Source organism: Streptomyces sp. NPDC107498 (genome assembly GCF_055582805.1).
Window position 1 is genome coordinate 82,374 of record NZ_JBVJPE010000024.1, and the last position, 19,957, is coordinate 102,330.

At 73.7% G+C, this 19,957-nt stretch carries 18 protein-coding genes, 1 tRNA gene and 1 pseudogene; 10 read left to right on the plus strand and 10 right to left on the minus strand.

Annotation, left to right across the window (positions count from 1 at the left end; all coding sequences use genetic code 11):
* The first annotated feature begins 20 nt into the window (after positions 1–20).
* The 3 genes from cysS to ACZ66Z_RS31305 all read left to right on the plus strand — a co-directional run bounded on the left by cysS (position 21) and on the right by ACZ66Z_RS31305 (position 4,113).
* Positions 21–1,418, plus strand: a complete 1,398-nt coding sequence (cysS, locus tag ACZ66Z_RS31295; protein WP_469938880.1) for a cysteine--tRNA ligase — start codon at positions 21–23, stop codon at positions 1,416–1,418.
* Between the two features lie 77 nt (positions 1,419–1,495).
* Positions 1,496–2,452, plus strand: a complete 957-nt coding sequence (gene rlmB / locus ACZ66Z_RS31300; RefSeq protein ID WP_469938882.1) for a 23S rRNA (guanosine(2251)-2'-O)-methyltransferase RlmB — start codon at positions 1,496–1,498, stop codon at positions 2,450–2,452.
* Positions 2,453–2,547: 95 nt separating this feature from the next.
* Complete coding sequence (locus ACZ66Z_RS31305) at positions 2,548–4,113, plus strand: DoxX family membrane protein (RefSeq protein WP_469938884.1); 1,566 nt, start codon at positions 2,548–2,550, stop codon at positions 4,111–4,113.
* A gap of 83 nt (positions 4,114–4,196) precedes the next feature.
* Here ACZ66Z_RS31305 and ACZ66Z_RS31310 read toward each other — a convergent pair whose 3' ends face one another.
* The 3 genes from ACZ66Z_RS31310 to ACZ66Z_RS31320 form a co-directional block, all read right to left on the minus strand.
* The gene (locus ACZ66Z_RS31310; protein WP_469938886.1) at positions 4,197–4,913 is read right to left on the minus strand and encodes a nucleotidyltransferase family protein; all 717 of its coding nucleotides are present in this window, start codon (positions 4,911–4,913) and stop codon (positions 4,197–4,199) included.
* Positions 4,914–5,025: 112 nt separating this feature from the next.
* Positions 5,026–5,436: a hypothetical protein gene (locus tag ACZ66Z_RS31315; protein WP_469938887.1), complete on the minus strand. Its 411-nt coding sequence runs from the start codon at positions 5,434–5,436 to the stop codon at positions 5,026–5,028.
* Between the two features lie 206 nt (positions 5,437–5,642).
* A complete protein-coding gene (locus tag ACZ66Z_RS31320; RefSeq protein ID WP_469938889.1) occupies positions 5,643–6,740 on the minus strand; it encodes an ABC transporter ATP-binding protein in 1,098 nt (365 codons plus the stop codon).
* 182 nt (positions 6,741–6,922) lie between these two features.
* Here ACZ66Z_RS31320 and ACZ66Z_RS31325 point away from each other — a divergent pair.
* Positions 6,923–6,996: transfer RNA gene (locus ACZ66Z_RS31325), tRNA-Thr, on the plus strand.
* A gap of 120 nt (positions 6,997–7,116) precedes the next feature.
* Positions 7,117–9,258, plus strand: coding sequence for a restriction endonuclease (locus ACZ66Z_RS31330; RefSeq protein ID WP_469938891.1), 2,142 nt, complete (start codon positions 7,117–7,119; stop codon positions 9,256–9,258).
* A gap of 50 nt (positions 9,259–9,308) precedes the next feature.
* Here ACZ66Z_RS31330 and ACZ66Z_RS31335 read toward each other — a convergent pair whose 3' ends face one another.
* Complete coding sequence (locus tag ACZ66Z_RS31335; RefSeq protein ID WP_469938893.1) at positions 9,309–10,709, minus strand: NAD(P)/FAD-dependent oxidoreductase; 1,401 nt, start codon at positions 10,707–10,709, stop codon at positions 9,309–9,311.
* A gap of 67 nt (positions 10,710–10,776) precedes the next feature.
* Between ACZ66Z_RS31335 and ACZ66Z_RS31340 the strand changes: the two genes are divergently transcribed.
* Genes ACZ66Z_RS31340 through ACZ66Z_RS31350 form a run of 3 tightly spaced genes read left to right on the plus strand, consistent with a single transcriptional unit; the run spans position 10,777 to position 12,544 of the window.
* Entirely contained in the window at positions 10,777–11,706 is a 930-nt protein-coding gene (locus ACZ66Z_RS31340; protein ID WP_469938908.1) for an aminoglycoside phosphotransferase family protein, read from the plus strand.
* 19 nt (positions 11,707–11,725) lie between these two features.
* Positions 11,726–12,205 (plus strand): GNAT family N-acetyltransferase, encoded by a 480-nt coding sequence (locus tag ACZ66Z_RS31345; protein ID WP_469938894.1) that lies wholly within the window; start codon positions 11,726–11,728, stop codon positions 12,203–12,205.
* 9 nt (positions 12,206–12,214) lie between these two features.
* Positions 12,215–12,544: a hypothetical protein gene (locus ACZ66Z_RS31350; RefSeq protein WP_469938895.1), complete on the plus strand. Its 330-nt coding sequence runs from the start codon at positions 12,215–12,217 to the stop codon at positions 12,542–12,544.
* A gap of 97 nt (positions 12,545–12,641) precedes the next feature.
* Here ACZ66Z_RS31350 and ACZ66Z_RS31355 read toward each other — a convergent pair whose 3' ends face one another.
* Positions 12,642–13,640, minus strand: coding sequence for a zinc-binding dehydrogenase (locus tag ACZ66Z_RS31355; protein ID WP_469938896.1), 999 nt, complete (start codon positions 13,638–13,640; stop codon positions 12,642–12,644).
* Between the two features lie 52 nt (positions 13,641–13,692).
* Entirely contained in the window at positions 13,693–14,880 is a 1,188-nt protein-coding gene (locus ACZ66Z_RS31360; protein WP_469938897.1) for an FAD-dependent oxidoreductase, read from the minus strand.
* A 98-nt stretch (positions 14,881–14,978) separates the two neighbouring features.
* On the opposite strand from ACZ66Z_RS31360, the gene ACZ66Z_RS31365 reads away from it, so the two are divergent.
* Positions 14,979–15,647 (plus strand): pentapeptide repeat-containing protein, encoded by a 669-nt coding sequence (locus ACZ66Z_RS31365; protein ID WP_469938898.1) that lies wholly within the window; start codon positions 14,979–14,981, stop codon positions 15,645–15,647.
* A gap of 21 nt (positions 15,648–15,668) precedes the next feature.
* On the opposite strand, the gene ACZ66Z_RS31370 is transcribed toward ACZ66Z_RS31365, so the two are convergent.
* The 4 genes from ACZ66Z_RS31370 to ACZ66Z_RS31385 form a co-directional block, all read right to left on the minus strand.
* Positions 15,669–16,169, minus strand: a complete 501-nt coding sequence (locus ACZ66Z_RS31370) for a hypothetical protein (RefSeq protein ID WP_469938900.1) — start codon at positions 16,167–16,169, stop codon at positions 15,669–15,671.
* A gap of 190 nt (positions 16,170–16,359) precedes the next feature.
* Positions 16,360–17,565, minus strand: coding sequence for an FAD-dependent monooxygenase (locus tag ACZ66Z_RS31375; RefSeq protein WP_469938901.1), 1,206 nt, complete (start codon positions 17,563–17,565; stop codon positions 16,360–16,362).
* 105 nt (positions 17,566–17,670) lie between these two features.
* Positions 17,671–18,291, minus strand: a complete 621-nt coding sequence (locus tag ACZ66Z_RS31380) for a response regulator (RefSeq protein ID WP_469938903.1) — start codon at positions 18,289–18,291, stop codon at positions 17,671–17,673.
* Positions 18,291–19,457, minus strand: coding sequence for a sensor histidine kinase (locus tag ACZ66Z_RS31385; RefSeq protein WP_469938905.1), 1,167 nt, complete (start codon positions 19,455–19,457; stop codon positions 18,291–18,293). Before ACZ66Z_RS31385 ends, ACZ66Z_RS31380 begins: the two co-directional genes overlap by 1 nt.
* 264 nt (positions 19,458–19,721) lie before the next feature.
* Between ACZ66Z_RS31385 and ACZ66Z_RS31390 the strand changes: the two are divergent.
* A pseudogene (locus ACZ66Z_RS31390) lies at positions 19,722–19,957 on the plus strand (heme-binding protein); the annotation flags it as partial.

The following is a 19,957-nucleotide window of genomic DNA, read 5'->3' on the forward strand; positions in this document are numbered from 1 at the left end:
GCGCCCACTACCCTGGAGGGGTGACCATTCGCCTGTACGACACCAGCGCCCGGCAGATCCGTGACTTCACCCCGCTCACGCCGGGCTGCGTCTCGATCTACCTCTGTGGTGCCACCGTGCAGGCGGCCCCGCACATCGGCCACATCCGGTCGGGGCTGAACTTCGACATCATGCGCCGCTGGTTCGCGTACCGCGGCTACGACGTCACGTTCGTCCGCAACGTCACCGACATCGACGACAAGATCATCAGGAAGGGCGCCGAGCAGGGCCGTTCCTGGTGGTCCATCGGCTACGAGAACGAGCGCGCGTTCAACGCCGGTTACGAGGCACTCGGTTGCCTCCCGCCGACCTACGAGCCCCGCGCCACCGGCCACGTCCCCGAGATGATCGAGATGATGCGGGGTCTGATCGAGCGCGGCCACGCGTACGAGGCGGACGGCAGCGTCTACTTCGACGTGCGCTCCTTCCCGGGGTACCTGGAGCTGTCCAACCAGGACATCGACGACCTGCGTCAGCCCGACGAGGGCGTCTCCGGCAAGCGCGACCCGCGCGACTTCGCCATGTGGAAGGCGACCAAGCCGGGCGAGCCCGACTGGGAGACCCCGTGGGGCCGCGGCCGTCCCGGCTGGCACCTGGAGTGCTCGGCCATGGCCCACAAGTACCTGGGCTCCGCCTTCGACATCCACGGCGGCGGCCTCGACCTGATCTTCCCGCACCACGAGAACGAGATCGCCCAGGCCAAGGCCTTCGGCGACGAGTTCGCCCGGTACTGGGTGCACAACGCCTGGGTCACCATGAGCGGCGAGAAGATGTCGAAGTCGCTCGGCAACAGCGTGCTGGTGTCCGAGATGGTGAAGAACTGGCGCCCCATCGTCCTGCGCTACTACCTGGGCACCCCGCACTACCGCTCGATGATCGAGTACAGCGAGGAGTCCCTGCGCGAGGCCGAGTCGGCGTTCGCCCGCATCGAGGGCTTCGTCCAGCGCGCCACCGAGAAGGCCGGGGCGGCCGTCGCCCCCGCCGACGAGGTGCCGCCGGCCTTCGCCGAGGCCATGGACGACGACCTGGGCGTGCCGCACGCGCTCGCGATCATCCACACCACCGTCCGCCAGGGCAACAGCGCGCTGGCCGCGGACGACAAGGACGAGGCCATCGCCCGCCTCGCCGAGGTCCGTGCCATGCTCGGCGTCCTCGGCCTGGACCCGCTCGACCCGCACTGGGCCGAGGAGTCCGGCGGCGGCGAGGAGCTCCACGGCGTCGTCGACACCCTCGTGCGCCTCGTGCTCCAGCAGCGCGAGTCGGCGCGCGAGCGCAAGGACTGGGCGACCGCGGACGCGATCCGCGACCAGCTGTCCCAGTCCGGCCTCGCCATCGAGGACAGCCCCGACGGCCCCCGCTGGACGCTGGGCAACCGTTAGAAGAAGTGCCGCTCGGGACTCCGGGCGGCACACTTCAGTTACAGACTTCGTACGTCAGCAGAGGAAATCAGGTAGTCATGGCCGGGAACAGCCAGCGCAGGAACCGTCGCACGTCCAACAAGAAGGGTGCGACGGTCGGCAGCGGTGGCCAGCGGCGCAAGGGCCTCGAAGGCAAGGGTCCGACGCCCAAGGCCGAGGACCGCAAGGGCCACAAGGCGTACCGCGTCTCCAACGCGATGGCCCGGAACGCGGCCAAGCGCAAGCCCGTCGCCCGCCGCGGCGGCAAGGGCCTGTCCGAGATGGTCGTCGGCCGCAACCCGGTCTTCGAGGCCCTGCGCGACGGCGTGCCCGCCACGACCCTGTACGTGCAGCAGTTCATCGACAACGACGAGCGCGTGCGCGAGGCCCTGAACCTCGCCACCGGCCGCGGCAACATCCACATCATGGAGGCGCCGCGCCCCGAGCTCGACCGGATGACGAACGGCCTCAACCACCAGGGCCTCGTCCTCCAGGTCCCGCCGTACGAGTACGCGCACCCCGAGGACCTCGCCGCGGCCGCCTACGACGACCACGACGACCCGCTGATCGTCGCCCTCGACGGCGTCACCGACCCGCGCAACCTCGGCGCCGTCGTCCGCTCCGTCTCCGCCTTCGGCGGCCACGGCGTCGTCGTCCCCGAGCGGCGCGCCGCCGGCATGACCGCCGGCGCCTGGAAGACCTCGGCCGGCACCGCCGCCCGCACCCCGGTCGCCCGCGCCACCAACCTGACCCGCTGCCTGGAGCAGTACCAGAAGGCCGGTCTCACGGTCGTCGGCCTCGCCGCCGACGGCGACCGCGAGGTCCACGAGCTGGAGGAGCTGGGCGGCCCGGTCGTCATCGTCGTCGGCTCCGAGGGCAAGGGCCTCTCCCGACTCGTCGGCGAGACCTGCGACTTCCTGGTCCGCATCCCGATGCCGGGCGGCGCCGAGTCGCTCAACGCCGGTGTCGCCGCCGGCGTCGTGCTCTACGAGGCGGCCCGCCGCCGCATGGGCTGACCCGAACGAGGGACGCGCCCCGGCCGTGATCTTGACGGGCCTCGGACATTTGGCAACCGTCAAGGCAGTGTCCTAACCGCACATCACTCGGTTAGATGAGTGTGGACACCAGAACGCCCCGGCCGGGGTTCGACGATCAGCCCGCGCTGAGCATGGTCAAGGTGGATTCCGATCCCGCCCAGGTGATCGTGAACCACGCCAGCTTCCGTGTGCGGCTCGCGCCGGCCCCGCAGCCGAAGTTCGCGGCCCGCACCGCCGCCCTGTCCGGAGTGGGCGCGGCCGGCCCGCGCCGTCGCCCCGTCGTGTGGACCGGAAAGTCCACGCCGGGCGCGACCGGCCTCCTCCAGGCCGTGCGCGAGTCGTCCGTCTCCACGCTCGAACCCCCCGGGCCCGGCGGCCACGGCGTCGGGGACACCCAGGCCATCCCGCGCATCGACGCCACCACGGCCGCTCCCGTGGTGCCCGCCGGGGCCGGTCCCCTGTTGCCGCCGATGCGCCGCGCCGAGGGCGCCTACGACGAGCTGTACGACCTCGGGCCCGAGCCCGTCGAGCCGTACGAGAACGACGAGCCGGGCGCCCGGGCCGCGCAGCGCCACGGACAGGACAACGTCCGGCACGCCTACTACCCCGGGCGCCGGATGAACCTCGGAGTCGTCCTCCTCCCGCTCCGCGTCTTCCTCGGCTTCATCTCCATCTACGCGGGCATGGGCAAGCTCTGCGACCCCGTCTACTTCGACGGCGGCGAGCGCGGCTCCATGGTGAAGTGGCTCAACTCCCTGCACCCCTGGGCGCTCGCCGAACCGCTGCGCGACTTCGCCCTCCAGCACCCCGTCGGCGCCGGACTCACCGTCGCCTTCCTCCAGGTCGTCGTCGGCGTCCTCACGGTCCTCGGCCTCTGGCAGCGCGTCGCCGCCGTCGTCGGCGGCCTGCTCTCCGCCGCCCTCCTCCTGACCGTCAGCTGGAGGACCGTCCCGGTCTACGACTCCGCCGACATCATCTACCTGGCCGCCTGGTCCCCGCTGATCATCGCCGGCGCCCCCGTCTACTCCCTCGACGGACGCCTCGCCGGCGAGGCCTGGCGCACCCTCGGCCCCCGCGCCGAACTCTGGGACCTCCGCCGCCGCGTCACCCGCCGCAGCACCCTCCTCGCCGCCGTCGTCGTCGGCCTCACCCTCCTCGTCGGCTCCGTCCTCGGCGGAGCCGTCCGCTCCACCGAGATGGTCACCGTCCCGGGCCCCAACGACGACCCGATCAACCACCTCCCCGGTCAACCGCTCCCCGAGGAGCCGACGCGCAGCGCCCCGTCGAAGAAGGCCGCCTCCACCGCGCCCGAGCCCGCCGCCGCGACCGCGACCAGCGAGGCGCCCGCGCGGAGGGAGGAGACCCAGGAGGCCGCGCGGCCCACCGAGACGACCCGCGAGTCCACCCGGACCCGGGAGCAGCGCCCCACCGCCACCCAGGGCACGAGCACCGGCGGCACCACCAGCCGTACGCCCACGCACTCCAAGCCGGCGCCGCCGCCGACCACCAGCGACAGCCCGGCCGGCACCACCGGGGGCACGACGAGCGGGGGTTCGACGGGCGGCTCCACCAGCACCCCGTCCGAGGGCGGCTCGACGACGGGCGGCGCGCGGAACCCGATCGGCGGCCTGCTGGGCTGACGCCGGTACGGGAGAAGAGGAAGGGCGGCACCGCGAGGGGCGGTGCCGCCCTTCCGCGTCCGTACCGCGGTCAGGCCTTCCGGTCAGGCCTTCTGGGCGGCCAGTTCCTTGGCCGCCTCCGTCAGGTCCTTGGCGGTGTCGATGGCCCTCCAGTAGGCGCCCTGGGGCAGCGGGAAGCCCGCCAGGCGGCGCTCGCGGGCGAGGCGCGGGAAGGTGGCCCGCTCGTGGTCGCCGACGTCAGGGAGGAGCTCGGTGAAGGACGCGGAGAAGACGTACACGCCCGCGTTGATCAGGAACGGCGAGGGCGGCGCCTCGATGAAGTCGGTGATGTTCCCGAAGGTGTCGGTCTCGACGGCGCCCCACGGGATCCGGGGGCGGGCCAGGGCGAGCGTCGCGAGGGCGTCCCGCTCCGTGTGGAAGGCGGCCATCTCGCGCAGCGAGAAGCGGGTCCAGATGTCGCCGTTGGTGGCGTACCAGGGCCGGTCCGGGGCGGGCAGGTGCGCGGCGGCGTGCTTGAGGCCGCCACCGCGGCCGAGGGGTTCGGTCTCGACGACCGTCGTCACCCTCAGCGGCAGGTCCGCGGAGGCCAGCCACTCCTGGAGCACTTCGGCGAGGTGGCCGCAGGAGACGACGGCGTCCGTCACGCCCTCGGCGGCCAGCCAGGAAAGCTGATGGCCGATGATCGGGGTCCCGGTGCCCGGGATCTCGACCATCGGCTTGGGGCGGTCGTCGGTGTACGGGCGGAGCCGTGAGCCCTGGCCGCCCGCCAGGACCACGGCCTGCGTCGGAGTGGTGTGCATACGGGGAACGATAGGGGCCCGGTACGCGCCAGGCCTTTCAGGTCGCGACCTTCCAGCTCGCGGCCCTTCGGTTCGCGGCCCTCGGGCTCGCGGACGTTCAGCTCGCGGCCCTTCAGCTCGCGCGCATCACGCCGGTCGCGTACGAGGTGTCGCAGACCGGGCGGGAGAAGGACTGGGCGCGCGAGGGGCCGTAGTGCTCGACGGCGGCGCGGCCGAGGGCGCGGGCGATGGAGAAGCAGTGCCTGGCGAGGGAGGGCCGGTTCTCCACCTCGCGCTGGAGGTGGGTGAGGGCCGTGCCGGGGTCCTTCTCCTGAAGCTCTGCGAGGAGCTGGTCGCGGAGAACATCCTGCGGGGCACGGGACTTGGCCCGGGTGGAGACGTCCGTGGAGGACGCCGTGAGCTGGGTCCCGGAGTCCTGGCCGGCCCACGGAACGGCGGACACCGCGAGCGTTCCCGAGAGCACCAGGACGACGGGCAGGACGAGGGCGAGAGAGCGGCCGATTCGGCGGGCAGTGTGCGTCACGCAGGCGAGCGTAGCGGCCGGTAGTGATATGGCGACATTTAGTCACTCTCGCGAGCGATGGTTCGAGGCGCCTTTTCGAATTCCGTGTTGACGCGGCGGCCCGGACGGGGCCCTGAATGCCGGGGTTTTCCGGAGTAAGCCCGTTTAAACGAACGGCCCCGCATCTGCAACAGACGCGGGGCCGTACGGCAGAGCTCGGGGCGGTCTCAGTCGCTGAGGCGCTCGCCCGTGGAGGTCGAGAAGACGTGCAGCTCGGCGGCGCGCGGGACGACGTGCAGCGTGGAGCCCTTGGCGGGCACGTCACGGCCGCCGACGCGGACCACCAGGTCCTTGTCCTCGCCGCCGACGCGGGTGGCGCCGTACACGAAGCCGTCCGAGCCGAGCTCCTCGACGACGTTGACCGTGACCGCCAGGCCGTCCTTGCTCGTCGGGCCCGAGACGTCGAAGTGCTCGGGGCGGACGCCGACCGTCACCGTGGTGTCGCCCTTGGCGGACGCGGCGGCGATCGCGTCGCGGGAGACGGGGACGACGCTGTTGCCGAACTTCACGCCGCCGTCGGTGATCGGGACCTCGACCAGGTTCATGGCCGGGGAGCCGATGAAGCCGGCGACGAAGAGGTTGGCGGGCTTGTCGTACATGTTGCGCGGCGAGTCGACCTGCTGGAGCAGACCGTCCTTCAGGACGGCGACGCGGTCGCCCATGGTGAGCGCCTCGGTCTGGTCGTGCGTGACGTAGACCGTGGTGATGCCCAGGCGGCGCTGGAGGCCCGCGATCTGCGTACGGGTCGAGACGCGGAGCTTGGCGTCGAGGTTCGACAGCGGCTCGTCCATGAGGAAGACCTGCGGCTCGCGGACGATGGCGCGGCCCATCGCGACGCGCTGGCGCTGACCGCCGGAGAGCGCCTTCGGCTTGCGGTCCAGGTACTCGGTGAGGTCGAGGATCTTCGCGGCCTCCTCGACCTTGGCGCGGATCTCGGACTTGTTGACGCCCGCGATCTTGAGCGCGAAGCCCATGTTGTCGGCGACGGTCATGTGCGGGTACAGCGCGTAGTTCTGGAACACCATGGCGATGTCCCGGTCCTTCGGCGGCAGGTGCGTGACGTCGCGGTCACCGATGCGGATGGAGCCGGCGTTGACGTCCTCGAGACCCGCGAGCATGCGCAGGGAGGTCGACTTGCCGCAGCCGGAGGGGCCGACGAGGACGAGGAACTCGCCGTCGGCGATCTCGATGTCGAGCTGGTCGACGGAGGGCTTGGTGGCACCCGGGTAGACCCGGGTGGCCTTGTCGAACGTGACGGAAGCCATGGTGATGCGTCCCTTCACCGGCAGGAACGTGCCGGACGATCCGAGTAAAGGAAGGATTGAGGTCTAGTCCACCAGGGTGAACTCCGGGTGACGCTACCCCGCGCCGCCCGATCTGTCAGCACTCACGGGCCCGTGAGATTTCCGACCGTCGCCCCGGCCGGGTTGGTTACACTTCACTCGCTGCCGCCTTAGCTCAGTTGGCTAGAGCGCTTGACTTGTAATCTTGAGGTCGTCGGTTCGATTCCGACAGGCGGCTCTGATCGTTCAGGTGTCCCGGACCACTTCGGTCCGGGACACCTGTGCGTTGCGGGGGTGCGGTGCGCCCATGGTGGGGGCGCGCCCGTGAGGTGGGGTTTCTCCGGGGAGGGGTGCGCGGATGGGTCGGCGTTCCGGTGGGCTGATCGGGGTGTGGGCCGAGCAGCAGCGGGTGGCGCAGCGGCAGCGGGAGGGGCAGCACCAGGCGGCGCTGCGGCAGCAGCGGGACGCGGAGCGGGCACAGCGGGCGCACGAGCGGGACGTGGCCCGGACGCAGCGGGAGCAGCGGGCCGCCTACCGGCAGCAGCGGGACGCGGACGCCCTGCGGCGGACCCAGGAGCTCGACCAGCGGGTCGCCGTGCTGGAGTCCCTGCTCGCGACGGGCTGCCGGGCGCCCGCCTTCGGCGTGGAGTCGTTGCGGCGGGAGGACGACGTCGCGCCGTTCGCCCCCGGGCCGCTGGGGGAGCCCGTCGCCATGCCGGACCGGCGGTCCTACCAGCCGCAGGGGGCCTGGACCGCGTCCGGGCGCGCGCAGGCCGAGCGGGACGCGCGGGCCCGGTTCGAGCGGGACCGGCACGCGGCCCTGGTTGCCGAGGCGCGGCGGGTCGAGCAGCTGGCGGCGTACCGGCGCGCGTACGACGACTGGGCGGCTGCCCGCCGCGCCGAGACGCGCGCCCACAACGGCGGGATCGACGGGACCGTCGCGGCCTTGCGGGAGGGGGAGGCCGGGACGGTCGTCGAGTTCTTCTCCGCCGTGCTCTTCGCGTCCGCCTCGTGGCCCGAGGGCTTTCCGCGCGAGGTGTCGGCGGCGTACGACCGGTCGGGCCGGAGCCTGGTCCTCGACTGGGGCCTGCCGGGGTACGAGGTCGTGCCGGAGGCGAAGGGCGTCAAGTACCTGCCGGGCACGGACCAGGAGAAGGAGGTCCCGCGGCCGGTGACGCAGCGGCGCGCGCTCTACCGGGACGTGCTGGCGCAGAGCGTGCTGCTCGCGGTGCGGGAGCTGTTCGCCGCGGACCGGTTCGGGGCGCTGGACGCCGTGGCCCTTAACGGGTACGTGAGCGGGGTGGATCCGGCGACGGGCCTGGACGCACGGGTGTGCGTGGCGTCCGTGCTGGTGGAGCGGCGGGCCTTCGAGCGGCTGAACCTGGAACTGGTGGCGGCCGTGGAGTGCCTGACGGGGGCGCTCGGGGGCCGTCTGTCGGCGAAGCCCGAGGAGCGGGCGGCGGTGGAGCCGCTGATGCTGCCGGGCCGGGTCGGTTCGGACGTGGTGTCCCAGGGGGACGGCGAGGAGCCGGACCTCCTCGCCATGGATCCGATCGCCTTCGAGGGGCTCGTGGCCGAGCTGTTCCGGGCCCGGGGGCTCCAGGCGGTGACCACGCGGCGGTCGGGCGACGGCGGGGTGGACGTGGAGGCGCTGGATCCCGATCCGATCAGCGGCGGGTCGATCGTGGTGCAGGTGAAGCGGTACCGGAACACCGTGCCGCCGAGCGCCGTACGGGACCTGTTCGGGACCGTGCAGGACAAGGGGGCCAACAAGGGCGTCCTCGTCACGACGTCGAAGTTCGGGCCCGGTTCGTACACCTTCGCCAACGGCAAGCCGCTGACCCTGATCCCGGGGACCGAACTGGTGGACCTGCTGCACCAGCACGGTCTGCGGGGCCGGTTGGGCGGGCCCGCCCCGGCGACGGCGCCCGCGTCCGGCTCCGCGTCCGGTTCCGTGTCCGGTTCCGTGTCCGGCTCCGCGTCCGGTTCCGTGTCCGCCCCCGCCGAGGCCGCCGAGGACTTCAACCTGCTCGGGATGGTGTGGTCGGGGTCCGCCGCCCTCGACGTCTGCGCGCTGGTCTGCGCGGGGAACCGGGTCCTCGGCGACGAGTGGTTCGTCTTCTTCAACAACCCCGCGACGCCCGACGGTTCGGTCGCCGTGGTGGCGGCCGTGCCCGGTGACCGCGCGGCCGTGCGGGTCGGCTTCGACGCGCTGCCCGCACGGGCGGACCGGCTGGTCCTGGTGGCGGCCGTGGACCCGGAGGTGAACCCCGACGCGGATCTGGGCGGGTTCACGGAGGCCGGGATACGGCTGCGGGACGACGCGGGCGCCGAGCTCGACCGTCTGGAGGTCTCCGACGGCCGGCCGGGGGAGAAGGCGCTCGTCCTCGGGTCCTTCCGGCGGCGGACCGGCGGGGACTGGGACTTCGTCCTCGGCGGGAAGGGGTACCGGGGCGGACTCGAAGAACTCGTGGGGGACTTCGGCATCGAGGTGGAGTAGCGGCCGTCCGTCGGGCGGGGGCGCGGTGCGCGCCCCCGCCCGACGCGTTCTCAGCGGCCGCTCAGGCGGTTCGCCAGGGTCGCCACGCGGTCCGTCTCCGCCGTGCGGCCGACGGCCTCGCGGCGGTCGGCGCCCCGGAAGGCGGCGTACATGGTCTGGACGCCGAGCCAGCGCAGGGGTTCCGGTTCCCACTTGCGGACCTTGTGGTCGACCCAGGGGAGGGCCGTGAGGTCGGTGGGGCCCGACTGGCCCGAGTCCTGCTGGATCAGGTCGCGGAGGGTGCGGGCCGCGAGGTTGGCGGTGGCGACGCCGGAGCCGACGTAGCCGCCGGCCCAGCCGAGGCCGGTGGAGCGGTCGAGGGTGACGGTGGCGCACCAGTCGCGGGGGACGCCGAGGACGCCGGACCAGGCGTGGTCGATCCGCACGCCGGCGAGCTGCGGGAAGAAGCGGATCAGGATCTCGCGGAGGGCGTCGACGGTGTCCGGCTGGGTGCGGCCGTCGTTGTCGGTCTTCGAGCCGAAGCGGTACGGGACGCCCCGGCCGCCGAGCGCGATGCGGCCGTCGGCGGTGCGCTGGGCGTACATGTAGGCGTGGGCCATGTCGCCGAGGGTCTCGCGGCCGCCCCAGCCGATGGACTCCCACTGGGCGTCGGTGAGGGGCTCGGTGGCGATCATCGAGGAGTTCATGGGGAGCCAGGTGCGGCGCTGGTCGGCGAGGGAGGCGGTGAAGCCCTCGGTGCAGCGCAGGACGTACGGGGCGCGGACGGTGCCGTACGGGGTGATCGCGTGCTTCGGCCTGATCGCGGTGACGGGGGTCGACTCGTGGATCGTGACGCCGAGCGCCTCGACGGCCGCCGCGAGGCCCTGGACGAGCTTGACCGGGTGGAGGCGGGCGCCGTGCGGGGTCCAGGAGGAGCCGACGGCTCCGGCGATCCGGACGCGTCCGGCGGTCTCGCGGGCGCCGTAGAGCTCGCGGTCGGTCTCGCCGAAGGCGACCTCGGCGGCGTGGAAGGCCTTGAGGCGGGCGAGCTGGGCGGGGGAGAGGGCCACCTCCAGGACGCCGCCGCGGTGCTGGTCGGCGTCGATCTTCTCGGCGTCGCAGACGTCGAGGACCTCGGTGACGGTGGCGTTCATGGCCTGCTGGAGGCGGACGGCGGCCTCGTGGCCGTGGAGCCTCGCGTAGCGGTCGCGGCCGGCGATGCCGTTGTAGAGCCAGCCGCCGTTGCGGCCGGAGGCGCCGTAGCCGCAGAACTTGGCTTCGAGGACGGTGATGTTGAGGAAGGGGACGGCCTTCTTGAGGTAGTAGGCGGTCCACAGTCCCGTGTAGCCGCCGCCGACGACGCAGACGTCGGCGCCGGTGTCGCCGGGGAGCGGTTCGCGGGGCGCGGGGGCGCCCTCCTGCGCGTACCAGAACGATATTCCGCCGTTGACGGTGCCGTTGACCGTGCTCATCTCTATCCCTCTTCCGGATGCGTGGCCGGAGATTACCCCTGGCCAGGGGTCCGTGGATACGGGGGAAATCCGGAGGCGCGGGGCGCGGTCCGGTCACTGCGCTCGCCGCGTGATCCACGTACCGGAGGAATTGGCCCGGTCCCAGGCGAAGTACAACGGCGAGGCCGGGCGGGCGTTCGTCGACGGGCTGCCCGAGCGGGCCGAGGAGTTCCTCGGGCGGTGGGGGCTGCGGGCCACCGGGTCCTCGGTGCACGGGACGGCCTCGCTCGTGCTGCCCGTGGAGCGGGTCGCCGACGGTGCGCGCGCCGCCCTGAAGATGCAGCTCCTCGACGACGGGACGGAGGGGGAGCCCCTCGGGCTGCGCGTCTGGGACGGGGGCGGTGCGGTGCGGTTGCTCGATCACGACGCCGCGACCGGCACGATGCTCCTCGAACGGCTCGACGGGGCCCGGCCGTTGTCCGTGGTCGCGGACACCCGCGAGGCCCTCGGGACCGTCGCCGGACTCCTCGCCCGGCTCGTCGCCGTCCCCGCGCCGGAAGGACTCCGGACGCTCGGCGACATCGCCGCCGGGATGCTCGCCGGGGTGCCCGCGGCCGCCGCGCGGCTCGACGCGGACGGCGCCGCGTTGCTGCGGGACTGCGCCGCGGCCGTACGGGAGGTGGCGGGCGAGCCGGGGGGCCGGCTGCTCCACTGGGACCTGCACTTCGGGAACGTCCTGGCGGGCGAGCGGGAACCCTGGCCGGCGATCGACCCGAAGCCCCTGGCCGGGGACCCGGGCTTCGAACTGCTTCCCGCGCTGATGGACCGTTTCGAACCCGACGGGTTCCTGTGGGGGTTCGACCTGCTCGCCGAGGTCGTCGGGGACCGGCGGCGCGCAGTCGCCCGGACGTTGGGCCGGGTGCTTCAGAACGGCCTCTGGGGCGTCGGGGACGGGGAGCCCGCGCTCGACCGCGAGCAGGTGGCCGCCGCACGGATCCTGCTGGCCAGGAGGGCCTGAGGCGGGACAGGCTGGGGGCATGATCCGTACAGCCACGCCCGCCGACGTCCCCGTCGTCCACGCCCTGATCCGCGACCTCGCCGAGTACGAGAAGGCCCTCGACGAGGTCCGCACGACCCCCGAGCAGCTCCACGAGGCCCTGTTCGGCGAGCGTCCCGCCGCCTTCGCGCACATCGCCGAGACGGAGACGGGCGAGGCGGTGGGCTTCGCGCTCTGGTTCCTCAACTTCTCGACCTGGCGCGGGGTCCACGGCATCTTCCTGGAGGACCTGTACGTCCGCCCGGAGGCCCGGGGCGGCGGCCACGGCAAGGCCCTGCTGCGCGAACTGGCCCGCCTCTGCGTCGAGCGCGGCTACGAGCGCCTGGAGTGGTCCGTACTGAACTGGAACCGTCCCTCGATCGACTTCTACGCGTCCCTGGGCGCCCGTCCGCAGGACGAGTGGACGGTCTACCGGCTGACGGACGGGGCCCTGGCGGAGCTGGGCGGAGCGACGGTGTAGGAAGGGGGCATGGACATTGAGCAGCGGTTCCAGCGCATGACCGGCTTCATCGAGGCGCGGCTGACGCCCCTCTTCGACCCCGCCGAGGGCAGCGACCACGGGTTCGGCATGGACGACACGTCGCGGGCGCTGCGGGCCCTGCGCTACACCGTGCAGGCCGCGTCGGCGGTGAACGGGCTCGTGGAGAAGCGGGAGACGGCGCCGGAGCTGCGGCAGGTCGTCGACCAGGCCCTGGAGCACAACTGGGACGTGCTGCGCTCCATCGCCCGGATGTGGGAGGACCACCCCGACTTCACGAAGGAGTTCAAGGCGCACTCCTGGGACGTGCTGGGGGTGTGACGCCCCGGCCCCCCCACGGGGACGCCCGGGTCTCTTGCGGGGACGCCCGGGTCTCCTGCGGGGACGCCCGGGTCCCCCGCGGGGGCGTCCGGCTCCCCTACGGGATCAGGACCACCTTGCCCGTCGTGCCCCGGTTCTCCAGGGCGCGGTGGGCCTCCGCCGCCCGTGCGAGGGGGAAGCGGTGGACCGCCGGGCGCAGGGTGCCGGTGGCCGCGGCGTCGAGGGCGGCGAGTTCGAGCGCACGGATGTCGCCGCCCGCCTTCCGGATCATGACGGGGCCGAGGACGGACTCCGAGGTGATCCCGCGGGCGGTGAGCTCCTCCTCGGTGAAGGCGAGCGGTTCGCCGTCGTGGAGTCCGGCTCCGGACCAGCCGAAGACCAGGTGCTGTCCGCCCTTGCCGAGCAGGTCGACGGCGGCGCGGCCGGTGTCGCCGCCGACCGAGTCGAAGACGACGGTCGCGGCGCGGCCGTTCAGGTGGGAGCGGACCTCCTCCGGCCAGTCGGGCCGCTTGTAGTCGACGGCCAGGTCGGCGCCGTTCGCCTCGACGAGGGCGACCTTCGCGGGGCCGCCGGCGAGGCCGACGACGGTGGCGCCGGCGTTCTTGGCGTACTGGACGAGCAGGGTGCCGATGCCGCCGGCGGCGGCCGGGACGATCGCGACCGAGTCGGGGCCGAGTGAGGTGAACCCCAGGATGCCGAGGGTCGTGCGGCCGGTGCCGACCATGGCGACGGCCTCCGCCTCGCCGAGGTGGTCGGGCAGGGCGTGGAGGCGGGCGGCGTCGGTGACGGCGAGTTCGGCGTAGCCGCCGGGGTTCATGCCGAGGTGGGCGACGACCCGCCGGCCGAGCCAGGACGGGTCGGTGCCCTCGCCGAGGGCGTCGACGGTGCCGGAGACCTCGCGGCCGGGGATCGTGGGCAGTGCGGTGGGCGCGGGGAAGGGGCCCGTGGCGCCCTCGCGGAGGGCGGTGTCGAGGAGGTGCACGCCGGCCGCCGCGACCCGGACGCGGACCTGGCCGGGGCCCGGCACGGGGTCGGGCGTCTCCTCGTAGGTGAGGTTCTCGGCGGGGCCGAAGGCGTGGAGGCGGATGGCGTGCATGACGTTTCCCCTGTTCGTCGTACGGGTGGATCCTCGGCTCCACCCTCTGACCTCAAGCGCGCTTGAGGTCAAGGCCGTGCCGGTGGTGGCGGTCCACGAGGTCCGCGCGCAGCGCCAGCGACACCGCCTCGACCGCGCTCGTGAACGACACCTCCGACAGCACGCCCGGCGCCGCCACCTGGTCGCCCACCAGGTACACCCCGTCGCCCCGGTCGACGGCCGGCCGGTCGCGCCAGGTCGTGCCCGGCCGGTCCACCGCCCCCGTACGGCCCTGGGAGACGGACTCCCGCCGCCACTCCGTCCGCTCCCGCCAGCCGGGGAAGCCGAGGTCGAGCAGGTGCTCGGCGTGGGCGACGCCGTCCGCCTTCGAGGCGCCGGGGTCGATCGGCAACTGCGCCTGGACCAGCTGCTGCCCCGCCGGGGCCAACGAGGGGTCCTGCGCCGTGAACCGCTCGATCCAGCCGGGCGCGTCCAGGTCTGAGACCACGAACGGGTCGCCCTTCCGGGTCCGCAGGGCCAGGTCGAACAGGACCGTGCGGCCGCTCTCCCGGCTCAGCGACGGGTCTCCGAGCAGCCGGGCGGCGGCGGGCAGGGCGGTCGCGACGATCACCGGCCCTCCGCCGGTCGGCAGGGTGTCGATCCGGGACGAGGTCTCGATCCGTACGCCCAGCTCCCTCGCGCGCGTGGCCATCCGCTCGATCAGCTCGCCCCAGCCGCCCCGGACGTAGTGCGCCTCGGGAGGCAGGGCGGCGGCCCGGTGCAGCCGCTCCTGCACGAAGCGGGCCGAGAGGGCGCCGGGGTCGTGGTGGAAGAGCGCGACCCCGCTGTAGGCGGCGGCCGCGCGCGCGGTGCGCTCGCCCGCGAGTCCCGTCGCCCAGGTGCGGAAGTCGAGGTCCACGGGGGCCTGCTCGGGCGCCCGGCGGGCCTGGCGCAGCAGGCCGAGCGGCGGGGTGCGGCGCAGGGCGCCGCCGCGGTGGAAGCGGAACCGGAGGGCCTCGGCGGCCGGCAGCGCGGCGAGCGGCCCGAGGAGGCCGCGCTGCCTCAGCCAGGTCCAGTGGGGGCCGCCGCTGTAGAGGGCGTGCGGGCCCTCGTTCGTGCGGTACGGGCCGGCGGCCGTCCGCGCCCGGCCGCCGAGCGTCCGGTGCGCCTCGTGGACGGTCACCTCGGTGCCGGCCTCGGCGGCCGTGAGGGCGGCGGTCAGTCCGGCGAAGCCGCCGCCGATGATCGTGAGCTTCCGCATGTCCGTCTCCCTGGTGTCGGTCTCACACGGGGGACGGCGGGAGGGGGCGCGGATGTGACACCGGGGGCGCTGTCAGTGGCGTACCTCACGATGGGGTCATGGCGGTGACACGGAAGAAGAAGGTGGCGGGGGCGCGACGGCCGGAGGTCCGGCTGCCTCCCCTGGAGGAGTACGGGGGCGGGCTCGCACCGGACGGGGACTACGACGGCCTCGAACTGGCCGGGCTCGACCTGGCGGGCCAGTCGGGCGAGGGGGCCCGGTTCCTGGACTGCGCGCTGCGGGAGTGCGGGCTCGACGGGACGCGGCTGACGGGGGCGCGGTTCCTCGACTCGGTGCTGACGGGGGTGCGGGGAGTGGGCACGGAGCTCGCCGGGGCGCAGCTGCGGGACGTGGAGGTCGTGGAGGCGCGGCTCGGCGGGGTGCAGCTGCACGGGGCGGTCCTGGAGCGGGTCGTCGTCCGGGGCGGCAAGAGCGACTACCTCAACCTGCGGGCGGCGAAGCTGAAGGACGTCGTCTTCGAGGGGTGCGTGCTGAGCGAACCGGACTTCGGGGGCGCGGTCCTGGAGCGGGTCGAGTTCGTGGACTGCGTGCTCACGGGCGTGGACTTCACGGGGGCGCGGCTCACGGACGTGGACCTGCGCGGCGCGCAGCGCCTCGAGATCGCCCGGGGGGTGGAGTCGCTGGCGGGCGCGGTGATCTCGGCGGCGCAGCTCCTGGACCTGGCGCCGGTGCTGGCGGCGCGGTGGGGGGTGCGGGTGGAGGGGTGAGCCGCGGTCGCGCCGCCCGCCCTAGGGCAGGCGGGGGAAGCGGGACTGGAGGGTCCAGATGGCGGGGTTGTCCGCCAGGCCCTCGTGCATGTCCGTGAGGTCCGCGATCAGGTCGTGCAGGAAGTCCCGCGCCTCGCGCCGCAGTTCCGCGTGGTTGAAGGTGACCGGAGGCTCGTCGCCCGGCATCCAGTCGGCCTCGACGTCCACCCACCCGAAGCGGCGCTCGAAGAGCATCCGGTCCGTGGACTCGGTGAAGTCGAGCTCCGCGTACTGCGGCTGCGCGGCGCGGCTGCCGCGCGGGTCCCGGTCGAGCTGCTCGACGATGTCGCACAGGGCCCACGCGAAGTCGAGCACCGGCACCCACCCCCAGGCCGTGGACACCTCGCGGTCGGCCTCCGTGTCGGCGAGGTACACGTCCCCGCAGAACAGGTCGTGGCGCAGGGCGTGGACGTCCGCGTGGCGGTAGTCGGTCTGCGGCGGGTCGGGGAAGCGACGCGAGAGGGAGTAGCCGATGTCGAGCACGGGACCGATGGTGTCACGGCCCCGTCCCCGCCCCGCACGCGAGGACCGTCCGCCGCACCCTCACGGCCCCGTCCCCGCCCCGTACGCGACGACCGTCGGCCCCGTCCCGTACGAGGGCGTCACCGGCCCCGTCCCGTACAGGAGGGGGCCCGGGTCACGCGGGCCCCGGGGGAGGGGTCCGTCGGTGGCGTCAGCGGCGGCCGTGCACCGCTCGTGCCACCCGGGGGCCCAGCCAGCGCTTGAGGCGGCGCAGGGGTTCCAGTTGCCCGGCGGCCCGGTCGATGCGGTAGTACAGCTGCGGCGGGACGTGCGGGAGGAGCGGCGAGTGGCGTTGGCCGAGGAGCGCGAACATCGTGGCCGGCTCCAGGTTCATGTAGCGCGGCAGGTTCTCGTACCACTGGGCGCTGTAGCGGGCGGCGCTCTGCGCGGAGACGAGTTCGGCGCGCCGCCGCTTCCCGTACGCGGTGAGGGCGGCGTCCAGGTCGCCGGGGGCGCGCAGGGCGTCCGCGAGGGCGAGCGCGTCCTCCAGGGCGAGGGTGGTGCCCGCGCCGATCGAGTAGTGGGTGGTGTGGGCGGCGTCGCCGAGCAGGACGAGGTTGCCCCGGTGCCAGACCCGGTTGGTGAGGGTGCGGAAGGTCAGCCACCGGGCGGCGTCGTCGGCGCGTTCGCGGCCGATCAGCTCGTGCCCGTCGAGGAGGTCGTGGAAGAGCTTCTCCAGGAGGTTCAGGCTGTCGGCCTCGCCGCGCGTGTCGAGGCCGAGGCCGGTCCAGGTCTCCGGGGAGCACTCGACGACGCAGGTGGAGCGCTCGCCGCTGAAGCCGTAGGCGTAGCACCAGATCCAGCCGTGCTCGGTCTCCTTGAAGGCGAAGCTGAAGGAGTCGAAGACCTTGGTCGTGCCGAGCCAGATGTACGGGTTGCGGCCGCTGGTGACCTCGCTGCCGAAGTGGTCGGCGTGCGCCTCGCGGAGCGCGCTGTTGACGCCGTCGGCGGCGACGACCAGGTCCGCCCCGGCCAGTTCGGGCGCGTCCGGGCCGGAGACGTCGTGCGCGAACCCGACCCGCACGCCGAGCTCCCCGGCGCGGTCGGCGAGCAGTGCGAGCATCCGCCGCCGCCCGATGCCGAAGCCCGCGTCGCCGCGGTGGACGGTCCGCTCGTCGCGGACGATGGCGACCCCGTCGGTCCAGGTCACGGACGCCTCGGCGACGGCGGCCGCGGACTCGGGGTCGCCGGCGCGGAGCTTGTCGAGGAGCCCCGCCCAGTACGTCACGCCCCAGCCGTACGTGGAGCCCTCGGGGTTCCGTTCGTACACGGTGATCTCGTGGGCGGGATCCTGCCGCTTCAGCAGGATCGAGAGGTAGAGGCCGGCGGGGCCGCCGCCGACGATCGCGAGCTTCACGTGCGCTCCCACTGAGACATGACACCGTGCGGTCGAGTGAGGACGCAACGTAGCAGCGGGGGCGGCCCGACGTGGGGGAACGGCGCCCAAGTCCAGCCCTACGGCTTACGGCAGCAGCCGTCGTTCCTTCGCCACCGCGACCGCGCCCGCGCGGGTGTCGACGCCGAGCTTGGCGTAGATGCGGCCCAGGTGCGTCTTCACCGTCGCCTCGCTGATGAACAGCGCCCGCGCGATCTCCCGGTTGCCGAGGCCGTGCCCCAGCTGCCCGAGGATGTCCCGTTCCCGGTCGGTGAGCGAAGGGCCCGCCGCGCCCCGCATGCGGTCCATGACCCGGCTGGCGACCGGCGGGGAGAGCGCCGTGCGGCCCTGGGCGGCGGCGTGGATCGCGGCGAACAGCTCCTCGGGCCGCTCGGCCTTCAGCAGGTAGCCCGTCGCGCCCGCCTCGATCGCCCGCGTGATGTCCGCGTCCGTGTCGTACGTGGTGAGGACCAGGACGTGGACGCCGGTGGGCGCGATCCGCCGCGTCGCCTCCACGCCGTCGATGCCCGCCCCGAGCTGAAGGTCCATCAGGACCACGTCCGGCTTCAGCTTCGCCGCCATCGCGACGGCCTCCTCGCCGCTGCCCGCCTCGCCCACCACCTCGATGTCGGGGGTGCTGCCGAGCAGCGCGAGCAGACCGGCACGGACGACGACGTGGTCGTCGCAGAGGAGGATCCGTACGGACATCAGGACTCCAGGGAGAGCGGGATCGCGGCGGAGAGCACCGTGCCCTCGCCCGGGGTGGACTCGACCGTCAGGGTGCCACCGAGCTGCTGGGCGCGCACGCGCATCGCGGGCAGGCCGTGGCCCCGCTCGGCCTGCTCGCGCGCGAGCGCCGGGTCGAAGCCGCGGCCGTCGTCGGCGATGTCCAGGACCACCTGGTCGTCGAGGTAGGTCAGGGTCAGGGCGGCGGAGTCGGCGCCGGCGTGCTCGCGGATGTTGGCGAGGGCGCCCTGCGCGATCCGCAGCAGCGCCGACTGCGCCCGGTCGGGCAGCGGCACCGGGGTGCCGTCGACCCGGAAGGCCGCCGACTCGCGGGCGGCGAGGGTGCGCAGGGCCTCTTCGAGGCCGCCGCCCCCGGCGAGGTCGGCGGGGGCGAGGTCCTGCACGAAGCGGCGGGCCTCGGCGAGGTTGTGCTCGGCGATGGACTCGGCGGTGCGGACGTGCCGGCGGGCGGTGGACGGATCGCCGTCCCAGAGCCGGTCGGCGGCCTGGAGCAGCATCTGCTGGCTGGACAGGCCCTGCGCGAGGGTGTCGTGGATCTCCATGGACAGCCGCTGGCGCTCCGCGAGGGTGCCCTCGCGGCGTTCGATCGCGGCGAGTTCGCGTCGGGTGCGGATCAGGTCGTCGATGAGCGCCCGCTGCCGGGCGGCCTGCCGGTCGGAGTGCACGAAGACGCCGGTGGCGAGGGCGGCGACGGCCGGCGGGGCGACGATCAGGTTCGGGTCCCAGCCGCCGTGCGAGAGCTGGACCTGCGCGAAGACCACGAACGCGGTGAGCAGGGCCACCAGGCCGAGCGCGGCGCGCGACGGGAGGGTGCGCAGGCCCGTGTAGAAGAGCGGCACCGCGCACCAGGCGAAGCTGGGCGCGAGGACGACGAGGACGACCCAGACGGTGACGACCGTGCCGAGCCAGGTGATCCGGCGCGGGGTGGCGCGGGTGCCGAGCACCGGGCCGAGCAGGTAGAGGGAGGCGAGCGCGCCGGTGAGGGCGACGATCCAGGGGCTGCGGGCCTCCCACGGGTGCCGCAGCAGGAAGCGGGCGAGGGAGGCGCCGAGCAGCAGGAAGAACGCGGTGTGCATGACCCGCGCGAGCCAGCGGGCGTCCGGGTCGTGCTCCGTGGGCCGGATCACCGTGCCGCCTCCCTGCCGTCCTGACCTGGGTGTACCCGTCCATGGTGGCCCGGAGGGGCCAGGGGGGCATCAACCGATCGGCTGACGGACCCGTCGTCCGGTGCGCGCGCGGAGGACAGCCGGACCGTGGACCGGTGGGCGCCGGTTCCGGCCGGAGGATCGATGCAGAGCGAAGGACGGACCGAGCGGGGCGGGAGACCCGGTGGTCCGCCCGGGCTCGAAGGCTTCTCCTCCCCTCTCCTCCTCACCCCTACGGAGTCCCTCATGAAGAAGATCCTCCTCGGTGCCACCGTCGCCGCCGTCGTCGCCGCCGGTACCTTCGGCGTGGTCTCCGCGAACGCCGCCGCCCCGGCCGCCGCTCCCGCCGCCGTCACGGCCGACGCGGACAACGGCAACCTCCGGACGTCCACGCACCTGACGATCGAGGCGGCCACGCAGGCCGCGCAGGCGACGCTGGACGCCGCGCAGAAGGAGAACCAGCGGGTCTCCGTCGCGGTCGT

Excerpts from the sequence above, each read along its gene's own strand:
- ACZ66Z_RS31350 (WP_469938895.1), top strand. The coding sequence starts at position 12,215 with ATGGACATTGAGCAGCGGTTCCAGCGCATGACCGGCTTCATCGAGGCG.
- ACZ66Z_RS31380 (WP_469938903.1), bottom strand. The coding sequence starts at position 18,291 with ATGTCCGTACGGATCCTCCTCTGCGACGACCACGTCGTCGTCCGTGCC.
- ACZ66Z_RS31305 (WP_469938884.1), top strand. The coding sequence starts at position 2,548 with ATGAGTGTGGACACCAGAACGCCCCGGCCGGGGTTCGACGATCAGCCC.
- ACZ66Z_RS31310 (WP_469938886.1), bottom strand. The coding sequence starts at position 4,913 with ATGCACACCACTCCGACGCAGGCCGTGGTCCTGGCGGGCGGCCAGGGC.
- ACZ66Z_RS31345 (WP_469938894.1), top strand. The coding sequence starts at position 11,726 with ATGATCCGTACAGCCACGCCCGCCGACGTCCCCGTCGTCCACGCCCTG.
- ACZ66Z_RS31330 (WP_469938891.1), top strand. The coding sequence starts at position 7,117 with ATGGGTCGGCGTTCCGGTGGGCTGATCGGGGTGTGGGCCGAGCAGCAG.
- ACZ66Z_RS31335 (WP_469938893.1), bottom strand. The coding sequence starts at position 10,709 with ATGAGCACGGTCAACGGCACCGTCAACGGCGGAATATCGTTCTGGTAC.
- ACZ66Z_RS31320 (WP_469938889.1), bottom strand. The coding sequence starts at position 6,740 with ATGGCTTCCGTCACGTTCGACAAGGCCACCCGGGTCTACCCGGGTGCC.
- ACZ66Z_RS31360 (WP_469938897.1), bottom strand. The coding sequence starts at position 14,880 with ATGCGGAAGCTCACGATCATCGGCGGCGGCTTCGCCGGACTGACCGCC.
- ACZ66Z_RS31365 (WP_469938898.1), top strand. The coding sequence starts at position 14,979 with ATGGCGGTGACACGGAAGAAGAAGGTGGCGGGGGCGCGACGGCCGGAG.
- rlmB (WP_469938882.1), top strand. The coding sequence starts at position 1,496 with ATGGCCGGGAACAGCCAGCGCAGGAACCGTCGCACGTCCAACAAGAAG.
- ACZ66Z_RS31355 (WP_469938896.1), bottom strand. The coding sequence starts at position 13,640 with ATGCACGCCATCCGCCTCCACGCCTTCGGCCCCGCCGAGAACCTCACC.